Raw genomic sequence first — 16,480 nt, 5'->3', positions numbered from 1 at the left:
CCAGATAGCTCCTCACTATCGCTTATTAAAAAAGGATAAAGCCGATTGGTTTTATCCTTTTTTATTATATATCAATACATTATAAAACAACTTATATTCTAATTTTCTTCTTATTTCATCGAAATTTTTCACATTTATTATTCTTAGTCTTCACGATTTATCTTTATTTTTTTACTAATCTTCAATTATCAAAATTCAATTGATCATTCGAGGTTCACTATGAAAAAACTAACAACAGCAATTGTTCTTTCAATGAGTGGTTTAATCGCAACAACAGCAATGGCTGCACCAAATGATCATGACCGTCATGGTAACTATCCAAATCATGAAGTCAGACCAGTTCAAGTAATTCACAAAGATGACCATGCTAATATCTGGCGAGAAGGTCAAGTTGTTCCACATCAATATCAGCACCCACGTTATGCAATTGACTACCGTTCACATGATAGATTAAACAAGCCGGGGCGTTTTCAAAAATGGTATAAAGTGAACGGGAACTATGTACTGGTAAATGAACAAAGCCATAAAATTATTAAAGTCGTTCATTAATTTTAAAAAATATCGAACACCCAAATGTAAATTTGGGTGTTTTTCTATCTAATACATGCGGCTTTAAGCTTTTTTGTTTAGAATCATCTTTATATCTTTTTGCTGTTGATTCGAGATCGGTATGCCAACTAAGTCCATAGAGAAATCACATAATAGTACCCAACATTATGTACATTGGTTCCGACATTCAGCACCCTATATCAATGCTCACCGCGATAAAACTTTTGTTTTAATGTTTGGTGGTGAAGCAGTTCGCGATCCTAATTTCGAGCACATTATCCACGATATTGCTTTATTACATTCGCTGGGTATTCGCTTAATTTTAGTACACGGCGCACGTCCACAGATTAATCAAAACCTTAAAGATAAAGGAATTGAAACTCCTTTTTATGACAACAGTCGTATTACCACACGCGAGTCATTAAGCTGCGTCATGAGCGCAGTCGGGTCTATCCGTTTAGAAATCGAAGCACTGTTATCTATGGGATTGGCTAATTCTCCAATGTATGGGGCTCGAATAGATGTAGTATCAGGTAATTTCGTAACAGCTAAACCCTACGGTATTCGTGATGGCATGGACTTTCAGCTTACTGGCGAAGTTCGTTCAATAGACACTGACGCGATTCATCGTCATCTTGATAATGACAATATTGTTTTACTTGGCCCGACAGGTTACTCAACCACAGGCGAAGTATTTAATTTAAGAGCTGAAGAAGTTGCGACCAAAACCGCAACCTATATCAAAGCAGACAAATTAATCTTTTTAGGTGAACAACAAGGTTTGCTTAATGAAGTAGGACAATTATTGCGTGAATTAAGTCCACATCAGCTCGACTATTATATCCAACAATATCAAACCAGCAGCCCGACCTTAACCCTGCATTTACAAGAAGCAAAAAAAGCTTCTCTATCAGGTGTACACCGTGTTCATTTAATTTCTTATGCCTATGATGGCGCACTCATTGAAGAACTGTTCACCCGTGATGGTATTGGTACCATGATTACCGATGCGCATTATGAAGAAGTTCGTATGGCGCATATTCAAGATGTCGGTGGATTAATGAATTTATTACGCCCGTTAGAAGAAGAAGGCATTTTGGTTTATCGCTCACGTGAACGTTTGGAACAAGAAATTAGCCAATTTGCTGTAATTGAGCGAGACGGTATGATTTTGGCATGCGCTGCCCTTTATCCAATCCCGACAGAATTTAACGAAACACGTTCAGCAGAAATTGCCTGTGTTGCAGTACATCCAAGTTATCGTAAATCAAATCGCGGTAGCCAGATTTTGCAGTTTCTTGAAGAAAAGGCCAAACAACAAGGTATTCGTCAATTATTTGTGTTAACAACGCGAACTGCCCACTGGTTTTTAGAACATGGCTTTCATCAAGCCAGTGTTGATGACTTACCCAATGCCCGCCAAGCGCTTTATAACTACCAAAGAAATTCATTAGTCTTTAAAAAACTGCTTCCCTAATCTATGCACTTTTTAAGATATTCTTATTTCAGATAAGCTTAGATCAAAAAGTACAGCCATAAAGCCTATTATTTTATGGTTGTACTTTATTTAAATCTTCATTTTTTACTCTTTTCATCTTTTTTATTTTATTTACATAAACTTAGATATATTTTTTCAAATTCATTCCTATTTAATAAATCTTTTTTTTGCATAAGTTTATCGCCGAATGTTTTTAGCTTTTTTTTATATAAATAAAGACTGAATACTTATTTTTTATGAAATAAAAATCCCTTTAGGGTATCTGCTCATCCAATTCTTTTTTCTTTTTCTCTTTCGGGGAGCACGAAACTACATGGCACTTTTAAATTCCACTTCATGGGCAAAATATTCAGTCATTGCTGCCAGCCTTGCGGGAGTGATGATGCTAGGTGGCTGTGCCAAAAAAGAGGAACACACCACAACAACTTTAAATATTGGATACCAGAAATATGGCATCCTTCCTATTTTAAAAGCACGTGGTGACTTGGAAAAAGCACTAAAAGAACAAGGCGTACAAGTAAAATGGGTTGAGTTTCCTGCGGGTCCTCAATTACTTGAAGGTCTAAATGTAGGAAGCGTTTCGCTCGGTGAAGCAGGTGAAGCTCCTCCTATTTTTGCTCAAGCTGCCAATCCAAATTTAGTCTATGTTGCAAACCAACCTGCTGCGCCAAAAGCAGAAGCTCTACTGGTACAAAAAGACTCTCCTATTCACTCTATTCAAGATTTAAAAGGCAAACGTGTCGCACTGAATAAAGGCTCGAATGTTCACTATCTTTTATTGAAAGTTTTAGAAGCAAATCACCTGAACTTAAGTGATATTCAACCTGTTTATTTACCACCATCAGACGCACGTGCTGCTTTTGAAAAAGGGGCTGTCGATGCATGGGTGATTTGGGACCCGTTCTTTGCCGCGGCTGAACATCAAATTCAAGCTCGAGTTTTAGCAACGGGCGAAAACTTAGTGAGCAATCATCAGTTTTATTTAGCCGATCGTAAATTTGCAGAGAACAATCCAAAAGTTTTAAACACAGTTGTGCAGACACTCAACCAAACCACCCAATGGGTCAGCTCACATCAAGATGAAGCTGCGAAGTTACTCGAAAAACCGACGGCACTTGAGTTTGATGTACTCAAAACTTCTATTTCACGTATGGGTTTTGGCGTTCAACCCATATCTGACAAGGTAGCCCAAGAACAACAATATGTAGCCGATGCCTTTTATGCGCAAAAGCTCATTCCTAATAAGCTCACCATTCAAGATGCCATCTTAAAACTGAAATAAACCCAGCTTTGGCACAGCTTCAATAAGCATATAAATGCTGTGCCTTGCCTTAAGGGAACAAGGATATCAATATGCAACATCAGTCATTATTTTATAAGAGTCAGTGGACTCAATTAGTTAAGCGCTTTAGCGCAGTCGCTATATTAGGTTTAACAATTGCCGCACCTGCTTGGGCAATTGACCCAACTGTAAAAGAACTTCGTATCGGTTTTCAAAAAAGCTCGATTAACTTTGCAATTGCCAAACAGCAAAAATTATTTGAACAAGAATTTCCAAATGCCAAAATCACGTGGAATGAGTTCCCTGCTGGTCCTCAAATTTTAGAAGCCTTGGCTGTTGGCTCACTCGATATCGGAGTCACGGGAGATACACCTCCGGTCTACGCTCAGGCAGCTGGCAAACCTTTATATTACATTGCCTATGAAGCGGCTAAACCATTGGCATCAGCAATTTTAGTTCCTAAAAACTCACAGGTAACTCAACTTAAAGACCTGAAAGGCAAGCGTATTGCACTGCAAAAAGGTTCTAGCTCACATTATTTACTCGTACAAGCAGTGCGAAAAGCAGGCCTAAAATGGAGCGACATTACGCCAATCTGGCTTACTCCTGCCGATGCTCGCGCAGCATTCCAAAAAGGTGCTGTTGACGCATGGGCAATTTGGGATCCTTACTTCGCTTCAGCACAATTAGAAGATCAAGCTCGTGTTCTTGCATCAGGTAAAGGTTTAAGCCCGAACTATACCTTTTACTTAGCCGCTCCAAATTTTGTTAAGCAATATCCTAAAGCTGTTCCTGAACTCATCAAACAGATTAATCAAGCAGACAAATGGGTTCAAAGCCATCAAAACGAAACGGCGAGCGCGATTGGCCAAAGTACAGGACTTAAACCTGCAACCAGCGACTTATTTATTAAACGTCGTCCACGTCCATCAGCAGCAGCTCCCCTTAATAGCAAAGTCATTGCTGAACAGCAGCAGCTCGCAGACATCTTTACTCAACAAGGCATCATTCCAAAACCAATCAGCATTAAACAAGCTGTTTGGGGTGCCAAGTAATTTCAATAGACATATAGGTAATGCACATGAAAATTTTCTGGTTTATTCCTACCCACGGTGATAGTCGCTATTTAGGTACAAGTAAAGGCGCTCGTCAGGTTGACCATGCCTATATGAAGCAAATTGCTGTGGCGGTTGATAATTTAGGTTACGAAGGCGTACTTATTCCAACAGGCCGTTCATGTGAAGATCCATGGATTACCGCAGCGAGTCTGATTGATGCAACGCAGCACCTTAAGTTTTTAGTCGCATTACGTCCAGGGGTAACAACTCCAGCTTTGGCTGCACGTATGGCTGCAACATTCGACCGTTTGTCCAATGGCCGCGTGTTACTCAACTTAGTGACTGGTGGCGATGAAGCAGAACTACGTGGTGATGGTTTATATGAAGATCACTCAACACGTTATCAAACTGCCAATGAATACGTAAAAATCTGGCGTGAAATTTTGACACGTTCGCATACGGGTGAAGCGTTTACTTTTCATGGTGAACGCCTACAAGTCGATGATGCAAAACTGCTTTACCCGCCTGTTCAAAAACCTTACCCACCACTTTGGTTCGGTGGTTCTTCTGATGTCGCGGTCGATCTCGCAGCTGAGCAAGTAGATACTTACCTTACATGGGGGGAACCACCTGCAGCAGTTAAACAAAAGATCGAACATGTTCGTGCTAAAGCTGAGACTAAAGGCCGCAAATTAACTTATGGCATTCGCTTGCATGTCATTGTTCGTGAAACCAACGAGCAAGCTTGGGCAGCAGCGAACGAACTTATTCAATATCTGGATGATGCAACCATTGCCGCAGCACAGAAAAAATTTGCACAAATGGACTCGGTCGGTCAACAACGTATGGCTGCACTACACGGCGGTAACCGAGACAAACTAGAAGTCTCTCCAAACCTTTGGGCAGGTATTGGTTTAGTCCGTGGTGGCGCAGGTACAGCACTTGTCGGTGATCCTGAAACAGTTGCGGCTCGTATTCAGGAATATGCAGACCTTGGTATTGATACTTTTATTTTCTCGGGCTATCCACATCTTGAAGAGTCAATTCGTTTTGCCGAGTTAGTATTCCCGCTATTACCAATCGAGACCCAAGCTAAACTTGCTCAGCCAAATTTAACCGGACCATTTGGTGAGATTATTGCCAACAACTATGTTCCAGACGAGAAGAAGCAAAATAGTTCCGTCAAGGAGCCTGCATGAGTAAAGATGTAAACATTGTTTCACGTGGAACAAGACAAATCGGGCAGCGTTTGCTGCCTTGGATTTTTCCTATTGTTTTATTGGTTATTTGGCAAATTGCATCAAGTTCGGGACTTTTAGAAAGTCGTATTTTGCCGGCCCCTACTGCTGTGGTGTCTGCTTTCTGGCATCTTTTGGTGAGCGGAGAACTATGGCATCACGTCAAAGTAAGTGCGGGTCGTGCCTTGCTTGGGCTTTTGGTGGGCGGCGGTTTAGGTTTGCTATTGGGTTTACTAAACGGCTCTTCGCGTTTTGCCTCGACCCTACTCGATACCACCTTACAAATGATTCGTAATATTCCGGCTCTTGCGCTTATTCCACTGGTAATTTTGTGGTTCGGTATTGATGAAACAGCCAAATTATTCTTAGTGGCAGTCGGGGTCTTCTTCCCTATTTATATCAATACCTATCACGGTATCCGTTCAGTCGACCCACAATTGATTGAGATGGGTAAAAGCTATGGTCTTTCTCGCTGGCAACTCTACAAAGAAATCATTTTACCGGGTGCGATGCCTTCTATTTTAGTCGGTTTACGCTTTGCTTTAGGCTTGGTTTGGGTGCTACTCATTGTAGCCGAAACTATTTCAGCACAAGCAGGTATTGGCTATATGACTATGAATGCACGAGAGTTTTTACAAACAGATGTTGTGCTGGTTGGTATTCTTCTTTATGCCCTATTAGGTAAGTTAGCAGATGTGTTAGCACAGGTTTTAGAACGCTATTTACTACGTTGGCATGCTGGTTATCAAAAATAAGGGAGCTGAAGATATGACAAATCTGAATTTAAATATTAATCAGAATGACGTAGAGCTCATTCCAGAAAACCGTACAGAATCACAAGAGCCTGTTGTAGGCGCAGAAATTCTGATTGAACAACTTTATAAATTCTATGGCGAGGTAAAGGTCCTTGAAGATCTTGACCTTCATATTCAACCGGGCGAGTTTTTAGCGATTGTTGGTCGCAGTGGTTGTGGCAAAAGTACCCTATTACGTCTAATTGCCCAACTTGAAAAAGCCAGTTTTGGAGAGATCAAATTTAAATCTGCCCGACATTTGCGTGAAGGCATTACTAACGATGATATTCGAGTCATGTTCCAAGACCCACGTTTACTTCCTTGGAGAAATATTCTTCAAAATGTTCAACTAGGTTTACCTAAAGCCCAACATGCTTTAGCAGAAGAATTACTCGAAAAAGTCGGCTTAAAAGAAAAATCGGGACAATGGCCTTCACAACTATCAGGGGGCCAACGCCAGCGTACAGCCTTAGCACGCGCTCTGTCTCATACGCCACGCATTTTGTTGCTAGATGAACCTTTAGGCGCATTAGACGCACTAACTCGTCTTGAGATGCAAAGCTTAATTGAACGTTTATGGAAAGAGCAAGGTTTTACTGCCATTTTGGTCACACACGATGTGAGTGAAGCAGTGCAATTAGCTGACCGTATTATCCTATTAGATAAAGGCCAAATTGCTCAAAGTTTCCAAGTTAATTTGCCACGCCCGCGTAAAAAAAGCATAACTTTTGCTCAGCTCGAACAACAAGTACTCGACGCGGTTTTAGCAACTTAAGGCTGCGATAAGTAATGAGAACCATTCAAAAGAAAAAAGCACAATTAACGAGCAATAAAACTGATGATTTATTGCTCTTTTTTAGGGCGAAGATTAAAAAATATTTTTAAGAATAACAATAAACTAGTGATTTTCTCTATTTTTTGCACAATAGTATATCTATTGCTCAAATAACTATCCGTTTTTTCACTAAAAAAGTGAGACACCTGTGCACAAATCAAACGATTTACCTTACAATGGAAACACTATCTTTTTAATTTATGCAGCAAATGGAACAAAAGAAGAGTACCCAAAAGCGCAATCAGCTTCTTGCTGCCGCCCTTGATGTGTTTTCACTATATGGGTTCACTGGCGCAAGTCTGGATGAAATTGCCCAACTCGCTGACATGCATAAGTCGAATATTTTCTATTACTATGAAAATAAAGAGTCTTTATATGTGGAAGTGCTCACCACCGTTTTGCAAAAATGGCTAGCCCCCTTACAAACCTTAGAAGCTGAGTTAGAACCAGCCGAAGCCTTATCTCATTATTTAATTCAAAAAATCGAACTTTCTCGTAGCCAACCCAAAGCTTCTCGACTATTTGCGCTAGAAATTATTCAAGGGGCACCGCACATTTTGCCTATATTGAAAGGACCTTTGAAAAAGCTATTTAAACGCAAAGCAAAGGTTATTCAAACTTGGCAAGAAGAAGGAAAAATTTCACCAGATATCGATCCGGAACTCTTAATCTTAAACATTTGGGGGCTTACGCAAAACTATGCTGATTTTGCAACTCAAATGGAAATGGTAACTGGAAAAACGCTTCGCAACCGTAGCATGTTCCAACGCTCAATTGAACATACCGTACACTTGATGCTCTACGGCGTATTGCCTCGTTAAAATTAAAAAGATCGGCAAAATTGCCGATCTTTTTTTTAAAAATGATTTTGATAAAGTGCTAAAAGCTTTTGTGCACCTAATAATAAATTTTCTTCCCAATCTAAATGCGCCGTATCATCTGCGCCATCGGTAATATATTTAACGGAAATCAGGCGTACGCCTAGCTTATGGCAAACTTTGGCTAAGGCATACCCTTCCATATCCACTACATCACAAGCCACTTTTGGCTGACCCGTTTCAAATGAGTCACCTGTTCCACAAATACCTTTTGGCAAATCAGCAAAATGCGGTTGTAGATGAATTTCAGCAGCCAAATGATCATCTAGCGGCGTTACGCCCACTGCAAACCCTAGTGGTGAAACATCCATATCACGTTGTACAAAAGTTTTTACTTCGACCAAATCATGTCGATTAAATGCAGAGCTTCCTGCCGAACCTAAGTTAATTAAAGTCTTACACCCTGTTTTTTGAATAACTTCAAACGCTTTAAAGGCAGCATTGACCTTACCGATACCACTGTAATGAACTTCGATGCCTGCTTGCTCAAATAAACCTTTAGATTCATTAGGAAGTGCCATAATTAAAGCGATATCTTTGTTCATTCAAAAAGGCTCAATTCAAGATTAATAAATTAGAAAATAAGTATAAATCAGGTGCAAAAGCTTTTTTGCACCTTTTAACAACTACTGCATTTTTTGTTGTAAAGCAATTAAACATGGAGAGAAGAACAGTTGACCGCTATAAGCTCCAGCTAAGGTTTTCTTCATTACAACGCTCCACATCACCAGCAATAAAATACTCAATGCTACAGCAGCGTATTGTAAAAATACGATTTCAACTTGATGACTTAAGTTAAATAAAGCCAAAATAAATACGCCAAGTGGAAAGGTTAAGCCCCACCAACCTAAATTAAATGGAATACCTGTCTTTGCATGACGAAGCGTTGTTAAAATCGCAAGACCAAGCCACCATAGCCCAAAGCCTAATAGTACAAGGCTACCTACAACACCTAGCGCTTGAAAAACATTGGCAAATTGAGGAAAACCGACATGTACAACCACTCTTTGTGCCTGTTCACCTAGCAACAATAGACCTAAAGCACCTGTGCCAATTGGACCTAAAGACAGCCAGCTAGAAATCGCCACTTCTTTTTCTGGTAACTGGTGCAAAGCCATACGCAACATTAAAATCGTCAAAATAGCGAATGCAGGTAAAACAGAGATTCCCCAAAGTACGTAGCCCGCCATTAATAAATGAAAGCTGTGTAAATCTGCTGGTAAATGTGCAACCAACATGCCCACAGAGCTTGCAGCCACTTCGCATGCAACTACAGGTAACAACCAAATTGCGGTCATGGTATGTAGTTGATGGTTCTGACGGCTAAACATGCAAAACGGTATAATCCAAGCAATGGCTAAAGCTAAAAAGACATCGATATACCATAAAGTTTGAGCAATATGGATTGCCACTTCACCGTAAAGCCCGATGCCAAAGCTTAAGAAACCATTCAATATAGTTGCAAGCCCCATCGGGATCGCCCCTAAAAACAAGCTCATATTTGGATGATTAAAGATTTGCTTTGCTTCATGTGGGAAAAGGAACCACCGCAATAAATAGAGTGCTGAAAAAACACTAAATAGGACAATATTGAATTGCCATAACAGCGTCGCCAACATAAATAAAAATGTTTTGGCAAATGGCAGCTGAATTAAAATCATGCTGACCACCCCCGTACCCATAGTTGCTGTAAACCAATTTGGGGTAAAATGCCGTATAACATCTTTACTTTGATTTAATTGGTAAAAGGGTCTTTTCATCTTGAGTCTCTATTCAAAGAGTGGATGAAGCTATAGTAGGGCAAATTAATAATAAGAAAAATTGATTTATTTTTATTTAATTCATCAATATTTTAGATATAAAAGATATTCATATTGAAAAATACCTGAGTAAAAACACAACAACAAGACGAATCTGTGAGAATATGGCAATATATAGCCCTTGCAAAAATAGCCATATTTTAAGTTCATGAAACTGCTTCGTCTTAATGCGTTATCGCCCAATTTCCAGTTGCCGCAAACAGCGGTAACGATTGGTAATTTTGATGGTGTCCACTTAGGTCACCAAGCGATGATTGCTCAACTCAAAAAAATTGCTGCAGCACAAGGCTTAAAAACATTGGTCATGATTTTTGAGCCCCAACCGCTTGAGTTTTTTAAAGGCTACGATGCTCCTCCTCGTATTAACTCATTACGGGAAAAGGTCGAATACCTAGCCGAGCTTGGAGTTGACTACATTGCGGTTGCTAAATTTGATCAGCATTTCCGTAGTATGAGCGCGTCTGCATTTGCAGATTTATTAAAAGACAAATTAAATGCTCAAGCTTTGGTTTTAGGAGATGACTTCCATTTCGGCAAAGACCGTCAAGGTAACAGCGAATTCCTAAAAAATTACGGCTTTCAAGTCACAAATTTACATACGGTTGAATTCGAAGGTGAACGCGTCAGTTCAACTCGTATTCGCCAAGTGCTTCAGGTAGGAAATCTTGCCTTAGCTGCTAAATTATTAGGCCGTCCATACAGTATTACCGGACGTGTTCAATATGGAGACCAGATTGGACGAACTCTGGATTTTCCAACCATTAATGTTCGTCTCAACCGCCATAAGCCTTGTTTAAATGGTATTTATGGCGTTGAAGTGATTTGCGAAACAACTTCACTAACTCAAAAAGTGCTTCAGGACTCGCCTGAAAAACCAGGAATTGCCGGATATCATGAAAATAGCCTCTATGGTGCAGGTCATGTCGGTACTCGTCCTGCCATTCAGCAAGAACATCCGGAGTGGAGATTAGAAGTACATTTCCCTGATGTTTCTGCTAATCTGTATGGCTTATTTATGCGGGTGACTTTTCTTCACTATCTTCATGGTGAATTGAACTACCCTTCGCTTGAGGCACTTAAGGCAGGAATTGATAATGACGTGCAACAATTACGACAATATCGTAACGACACGACACAATTTCCTTTTTAATTCGAATTTTGATTGTAAAACATGTCGGCTCCCAAGCTGATTAAACTGGAAGACAACTTGCATGAGCGATAAGCAAACTACTGAAAATGCAGTGGACTACAAAGCCACGCTAAACCTGCCGGATACTCAATTTGCAATGAAAGCAAATTTGGCAGTACGTGAAGTGAAATGGTTAGAAGAGTGGTATACCGACAACATTTATCAGCAGATTCGTGCATCGCGTATTGGCAAGAAAAAATATATTTTGCATGATGGCCCTCCATATGCGAACGGTACAATTCACTTAGGTCACGCAGTCAATAAAGTCTTAAAAGATGTGATCGTGAAAAGCCGTACGTTGGCAGGTTTCGATGCACCATATGTGCCAGGTTGGGACTGTCATGGCTTGCCAATTGAGCTAAAAGTTGAAGAAAAAGTAGGTAAAGTCGGCGAAAAAGTTGACGCTGCGACTTTCCGTAAGCTTTGCCGTGAATATGCTCTAAAACAAATTGATTTACAGCGCACAGACTTTAAACGTCTTGGCATTTTAGGTGACTGGGATAATCCTTACCTCACCATGAATTACAAACAAGAAGCCGATATCGTTCGTGCTTTAGGTTTAATTCAGAAAAATGGCCATATTCAGCCAGGCTTAAAGCCAGTGAACTGGTGTATGGACTGTGGTTCAGCACTTGCTGAAGCTGAAGTGGAATACGAAGATAAAAAATCTGACGCAATTGACGTTGGTTTTGGCGTAGTCGATCTAAAAGACTTAAGCGCTCGTGTAAATGTAGACGTTCAAGATCCAACTGATATCGTGATCTGGACTACTACACCGTGGACATTACCAGCCAACCAAGCTGTTGCTTTGCATGCCGAAATTGAATATCAATTGGTACAAGTAACAACTGAACGCGGCAAGCAAAACTTCATTCTTGCTAAAGATCTAGTTGCTTCTGCAATTGAGCGTTATAAGCTCGAAAATCCAGTTGTTTTAGCTGATTTTACTGGTTCGGCTCTTGAAAACCTTACACTACAACATCCTTTACTTACCGATCGTCAAGTTCCGGTTATTTTAGGTGAACACGTTATCGCAACCAGCGGTACAGGTGCCGTACACACAGCCCCTGGCCACGGTGCAGACGACTATAAAGTAGGCCTTCAATATAACCTTAAAGTTGAAAACCCAGTGGGCGGTAACGGGGTTTATTTACCAACCGCGCCAATTTTTGCTGGCGAGCATATCTATAAAGCCAATCCAAAGATTATTGAAGCTTTGGGTGCTGTAGGTCGCTTATGGGCTCATCAACCAATTAAACATAGCTATCCACACTGCTGGCGCCACAAGACTCCAATTATTTTCCGTGCTACACCACAATGGTTCATTAGCATGGATCAAAAAGGTTTACGTGAAGGGGCGCTTAATGCGATCGAGAACGATATTGAGTTTGTACCGAACTGGGGTAAAAACCGTATTGAGTCAATGATCGAAGGTCGTCCAGACTGGTGTATTTCACGTCAACGTACTTGGGGTGTTCCTATCCCATTCTTCGTTCATAAAGATACGAATGAATTACACCCTCGTACGCCTGAACTCATCGAAGAAGTTGCCAAACTTATCGAACAAGAAGGCATCGAAGCATGGTTCAAACGTGAAGCCAAAGACTTCATTGGTGAAGATGCTGAACAATATAATGCTGTTCGCGATACACTCGATGTATGGTTCGACTCTGGTACAACGCATTACGCTGTACTTGAGCAACGTGAGGAATTAGAAAGCCCTGCTGACTTATATTTAGAAGGTTCAGACCAACACCGTGGCTGGTTCCAATCTTCTTTATTAACTTCTATGGCGATTCACAATCGTGCGCCATATAAAGCCTTGCTAACACATGGTTTTACAGTTGATGAAAATGGTCGTAAATTGTCGAAGTCTTTAGGCAACTATATTCCGCTTGAAGAAATCATCAAACAGCTTGGTGCTGACGGTTTACGTTTATATGTAGCGTCTAGTGACTATCGCTATGAAATTGCAGCATCTAAAGAAATCTTTAGCCGCGTAAGTGATAGCTACCGTCGTATTCGTAATACGCTACGCTTCTTGCTTGCGAACCTAAATGGTTTCAAACCAAGTACAGATGCTTTAGCAGTAGATGACCTTATCGCTCTTGATCAATACATCTTGCAACGTGCGAACGAAGTACAACAAACCATTATTACTGCATATGAAGAAATGAACTTCCATGTCGTGTGTAATGCATTAACAAGCTTCTGTATTAATGATTTAGGTGGTTTCTACCTAGACATCATCAAAGACCGTCAATACACCACTAAGGCTGACTCACAAGCACGTCGTTCTGCACAAACAGCGCTTTACCATATCGTTCAAGCCTTTGTTCGCTGGATGAGTCCAATCTTAAGCTTTACCGCTCAAGAAGCATGGCCACTTATTCCAGAACAAACTGAGAAATATGTGTTTACTTCAGAATGGTATGACCTACCTGTTTCATCAAAAGCAAACTTACTTTCTGAAGAAGATTGGCAAACATTGATTAGCGTAAAATCTGCAGTAAATAAACAGATTGAAGCAGCTCGTAACGCTAAACTTGTCGGTAGTAATCTTTCAGCCAAAGTTGAACTTTGGGCAAATGAATCATTACAAACAGTTTTAAACCAACTGGCTGATGAACTCCGTTTCGTTCTTATTACGTCACAAGTCGTAGTACATCCATTTGCTGATAAAGGTGAAGCAACTGAAATGGAAGGCTTACGTGTACAAATATCTGCAGCTGAAGGTGAAAAATGTGCACGTTGCTGGCATGTCCTTCCAGATGTAAATACACACGCCGATCATCCTGGTTTATGTGGTCGTTGTATTGTGAACGTCACTGGTCGTGGCGAAGTGAGAAAATATGCCTAATTCACAAGCTAAAAAAGGCTTATTCCAGTTTTATCCACACAACCTCATTTGGCTTGGACTTTCTGTCCTTGCCATTGTGTTGGATCAATGGACAAAATGGATTGCGAGTACACATCTGAACTATGCAGATCCTGTACCTGTGCTCCCATTTTTAAACTGGACACTATTACATAACTATGGTGCAGCTTTTAGCTTTTTATCTGATGCCGGAGGATGGCAACGCTATTTCTTCACATCTTTGGCAGGCTTAGTTTCAATACTTTTTGTATTTTGGTTGCTACGTATGCCTAAAAAAATGGTGGTGCTACCTGTAGCCATCGCTTTAATTTTAGGTGGAGCATTAGGTAATTTAATTGACCGTATTACTTTAGGGTATGTGGTCGATTTCATTCATGTTTATTACCAAAATCATCACTTTCCAGCTTTTAATATTGCGGACAGTGCCATTACTCTAGGTACCATTTTGCTACTCATCGATACATTTTTCCTTGAAAAGCAAAGACCTAAAAATTCGGATGCATAATATGACCGAAATTATTCAACCTAATGAAGAAATTCGTATTACTGACGGTTCTAAAGTCGACTTACACTTTTCTGTTGCTCTTGAAAATGGCGTAGAAATTGACAATACACGTAGTCGTGAAGAGCCTGTTAGTTTGACCATTGGTGATGGAAACCTTTTACCAGGTTTTGAAAAAGCATTATTTGGTTTACGTGCAGGCGACCGCCGTACAGTACATCTTCCACCAGAAGATGCATTTGGACCATGGAATCCTGAAAATATTCAAACTTTTGATACCGTTAAATTCGAGCAAAGACCTATTCCTGGTCATATGATTGAATTTGAAGATAAGGCAAAGACCACCTTATTCGGTGTCGTAAAATCAGTGAATGATGATATTACTGAAATTGATTTTAACCATCCGCTTGCAGGGAAAAATATTACTTTTGAAGTAGAAATATTCAAAGTAACCCCTGCTGGCCAGCAAGGCATTAAATTGATGTAACGAAAAAAGCCCTCACTTGAGGGCTTTTTTATTGAATCACTTTTATTTTCAACATAAGAATCCTTACAAATTCCATATTCTCTCCTCCCTATATAATGCATTAAGTTATAAAGATAAAAATCCTTAGGAAAAATATATGCTGGTCTATATCATCGTAGGAAGTGTTCGCGAAGGACGCACAGCAATTAAAGTTGCAAATTGGGTAGAAACAGCAATTCTCTCATTCAATCTAAAAGATTTTCAGATAGAAGTGGTTGATTTAAAAGAGTGGAATTTACCGTTATTTTCAGGTTCTCATCCACCTGCCACTGGTATTTATGATCAACCTAAACAACAAGAATGGGCAGATAAAATTGCCAAAGCTGATGCATTTATCTTTATTAGCCCAGAGTATAACCATGGTTATAGTCCAGCATTAAAAAATGCACTCGACTATGTGGGTAAAGAATGGAGTGGCAAACCAGCCGCATTTATTGGCTATGGTTCAACAAATGGTTCTCGTTCTATTAGCCAAATACGCCAAGTCACTTCAAGTTTAAGTATTATTGATCCAAATGCTGTGATTGAAATACGAGATATCTTTAAACGCAATAAAGATGAAAAATTCGAAGCCAACGAATTTGAAGTAAAAGGACTTCAATCAATTGTTGAGAAACTACAAAAATATCATTTGTCTTAAATTAGAAAAAAGCCTCTTTTCTAAGAAAGAGGCTTTTTTAATTTTACAAACTTTTTAGATAATTCACCACATCACTATTACCTGCCATTTCTGCAAGCTCTAATGCTGTGTAATCGCTTTTATAAGCGACATAGGCACCTTTTTCTATTAAGAGCTTTACTACCTCTAAATAATCATTTTCAGCAGCTGCTTGTAAAGCACTATAACCTTCCTCATCTATCTGATTAGGATCCTCACCATCTATCAATAATTGCTTTACTTGTTCTAGATCACCTAAAGATGCCCAATAAATTAATTCAGGAAGAGACAGTTCCTTATCATCTTCAGGTAATGGGGAGAAAGAATTGATTTTCACTAGGTCACCCAAAAATAAAAAACTTCAACATTATATTCATACAACATAGCTTATATGCAAATCCATATTTTTGTAGCGCTGAGTTTTTATGGATTTTTTTATATTCTCGCGCACATAAAAAAACACCCCAATCTCTTTTGAGATTGGGGTGTTTGAATAATGAGCTGGCGATGACTTACTCTCACATGGGTAACCCCACACTACCATCAGCGCTAAGAGGTTTCACTTCTGAGTTCGGGAAGGGATCAGGTGGTTCACTCTTGCTATGGTCGCCAGCACAACTGTTATGGATACTTGCCTTGGTCTTATTGTCTGCCAATGCGTTTTCCAAATCTTTACAGATGGGCTGATTGAATCTGAACTTGTTCATTTTAACTAGTGGAATAACTAAATCAAGTTACTTAGTATGATAATGAATCGATTGATGCTTTATATACA

15 protein-coding genes, 1 rRNA gene and 1 pseudogene are annotated in these 16,480 nt (G+C 39.8%); 13 read left to right on the top strand and 4 right to left on the bottom strand.

Translation table 11 applies throughout. The features are described 5' to 3' along the window. Positions 1-219: 219 nt before the first annotated feature. From ABLB96_RS02880 to ABLB96_RS02845, 8 genes are all read left to right on the top strand, one after another. Positions 220-549, top strand: a complete 330-nt coding sequence (locus tag ABLB96_RS02880; RefSeq protein ID WP_348897277.1) for an RcnB family protein — start codon at positions 220-222, stop codon at positions 547-549. Positions 550-670: 121 nt separating this feature from the next. Next, positions 671-2,026 (top strand): amino-acid N-acetyltransferase, encoded by a 1,356-nt coding sequence (gene argA, locus ABLB96_RS02875; protein WP_348897278.1) that lies wholly within the window; start codon positions 671-673, stop codon positions 2,024-2,026. A gap of 334 nt (positions 2,027-2,360) precedes the next feature. After that, a complete protein-coding gene (locus tag ABLB96_RS02870) occupies positions 2,361-3,329 on the top strand; it encodes a sulfonate ABC transporter substrate-binding protein (RefSeq protein ID WP_348897279.1) in 969 nt (322 codons plus the stop codon). A 71-nt stretch (positions 3,330-3,400) separates the two neighbouring features. Continuing rightward, entirely contained in the window at positions 3,401-4,384 is a 984-nt protein-coding gene (locus ABLB96_RS02865) for a sulfonate ABC transporter substrate-binding protein (protein WP_348897280.1), read from the top strand. A 26-nt stretch (positions 4,385-4,410) separates the two neighbouring features. Continuing rightward, a complete protein-coding gene (gene ssuD / locus ABLB96_RS02860; protein WP_348897281.1) occupies positions 4,411-5,586 on the top strand; it encodes an FMNH2-dependent alkanesulfonate monooxygenase in 1,176 nt (391 codons plus the stop codon). Next, complete coding sequence (ssuC, locus tag ABLB96_RS02855; protein WP_348897282.1) at positions 5,583-6,380, top strand: aliphatic sulfonate ABC transporter permease SsuC; 798 nt, start codon at positions 5,583-5,585, stop codon at positions 6,378-6,380. Before ssuD ends, ssuC begins: the two co-directional genes overlap by 4 nt. Positions 6,381-6,393: 13 nt before the next feature. After that, positions 6,394-7,194 carry an ATP-binding cassette domain-containing protein gene (locus ABLB96_RS02850; RefSeq protein ID WP_348897283.1) on the top strand — a complete coding sequence of 267 codons (801 nt, stop codon included), beginning with the start codon at positions 6,394-6,396 and terminating at the stop codon, positions 7,192-7,194. A gap of 260 nt (positions 7,195-7,454) precedes the next feature. Continuing rightward, on the top strand, positions 7,455-8,075 hold the full coding sequence (locus ABLB96_RS02845) for a TetR family transcriptional regulator C-terminal domain-containing protein (protein WP_348897284.1): 621 nt from the start codon (positions 7,455-7,457) through the stop codon (positions 8,073-8,075). Between the two features lie 35 nt (positions 8,076-8,110). Here ABLB96_RS02845 and ABLB96_RS02840 read toward each other — a convergent pair whose 3' ends face one another. Continuing rightward, complete coding sequence (locus tag ABLB96_RS02840) at positions 8,111-8,677, bottom strand: 5'-methylthioadenosine/S-adenosylhomocysteine nucleosidase (protein WP_348897286.1); 567 nt, start codon at positions 8,675-8,677, stop codon at positions 8,111-8,113. A gap of 81 nt (positions 8,678-8,758) precedes the next feature. Beyond that, entirely contained in the window at positions 8,759-9,892 is a 1,134-nt protein-coding gene (locus tag ABLB96_RS02835; protein WP_348897288.1) for a TDT family transporter, read from the bottom strand. A 208-nt stretch (positions 9,893-10,100) separates the two neighbouring features. Between ABLB96_RS02835 and ribF the strand changes: the two genes are divergently transcribed. The 5 genes from ribF to ABLB96_RS02810 all read left to right on the top strand — a co-directional run bounded on the left by ribF (position 10,101) and on the right by ABLB96_RS02810 (position 15,687). Further along, on the top strand, positions 10,101-11,102 hold the full coding sequence (gene ribF, locus ABLB96_RS02830; protein WP_348897289.1) for a bifunctional riboflavin kinase/FAD synthetase: 1,002 nt from the start codon (positions 10,101-10,103) through the stop codon (positions 11,100-11,102). A 61-nt stretch (positions 11,103-11,163) separates the two neighbouring features. Then, positions 11,164-14,001, top strand: coding sequence for an isoleucine--tRNA ligase (gene ileS / locus ABLB96_RS02825; protein ID WP_348897291.1), 2,838 nt, complete (start codon positions 11,164-11,166; stop codon positions 13,999-14,001). Then, on the top strand, positions 13,994-14,524 hold the full coding sequence (lspA, locus tag ABLB96_RS02820) for a signal peptidase II (RefSeq protein WP_001133879.1): 531 nt from the start codon (positions 13,994-13,996) through the stop codon (positions 14,522-14,524). The genes ileS and lspA overlap by 8 nt, the downstream gene beginning before the upstream one ends. A gap of 1 nt (position 14,525) precedes the next feature. Then, positions 14,526-15,008 (top strand): peptidylprolyl isomerase, encoded by a 483-nt coding sequence (locus tag ABLB96_RS02815; RefSeq protein ID WP_348884697.1) that lies wholly within the window; start codon positions 14,526-14,528, stop codon positions 15,006-15,008. A 136-nt stretch (positions 15,009-15,144) separates the two neighbouring features. Then, entirely contained in the window at positions 15,145-15,687 is a 543-nt protein-coding gene (locus tag ABLB96_RS02810; protein WP_348897292.1) for an NAD(P)H-dependent oxidoreductase, read from the top strand. Between the two features lie 43 nt (positions 15,688-15,730). Here ABLB96_RS02810 and ABLB96_RS02805 read toward each other — a convergent pair. Continuing rightward, positions 15,731-16,082, bottom strand: a pseudogene (locus ABLB96_RS02805) (ankyrin repeat domain-containing protein). A 122-nt stretch (positions 16,083-16,204) separates the two neighbouring features. Then, positions 16,205-16,319, bottom strand: a 5S ribosomal RNA gene (gene rrf, locus ABLB96_RS02800). Positions 16,320-16,480: the final 161 nt, after the last annotated feature.

Origin of the sequence: Acinetobacter sp. XH1741, from assembly GCF_041021895.1 — a bacterium.
Taxonomy (GTDB): domain Bacteria; phylum Pseudomonadota; class Gammaproteobacteria; order Pseudomonadales; family Moraxellaceae; genus Acinetobacter.
This window is presented reverse-complemented; position numbering and strand designations above follow the sequence as displayed.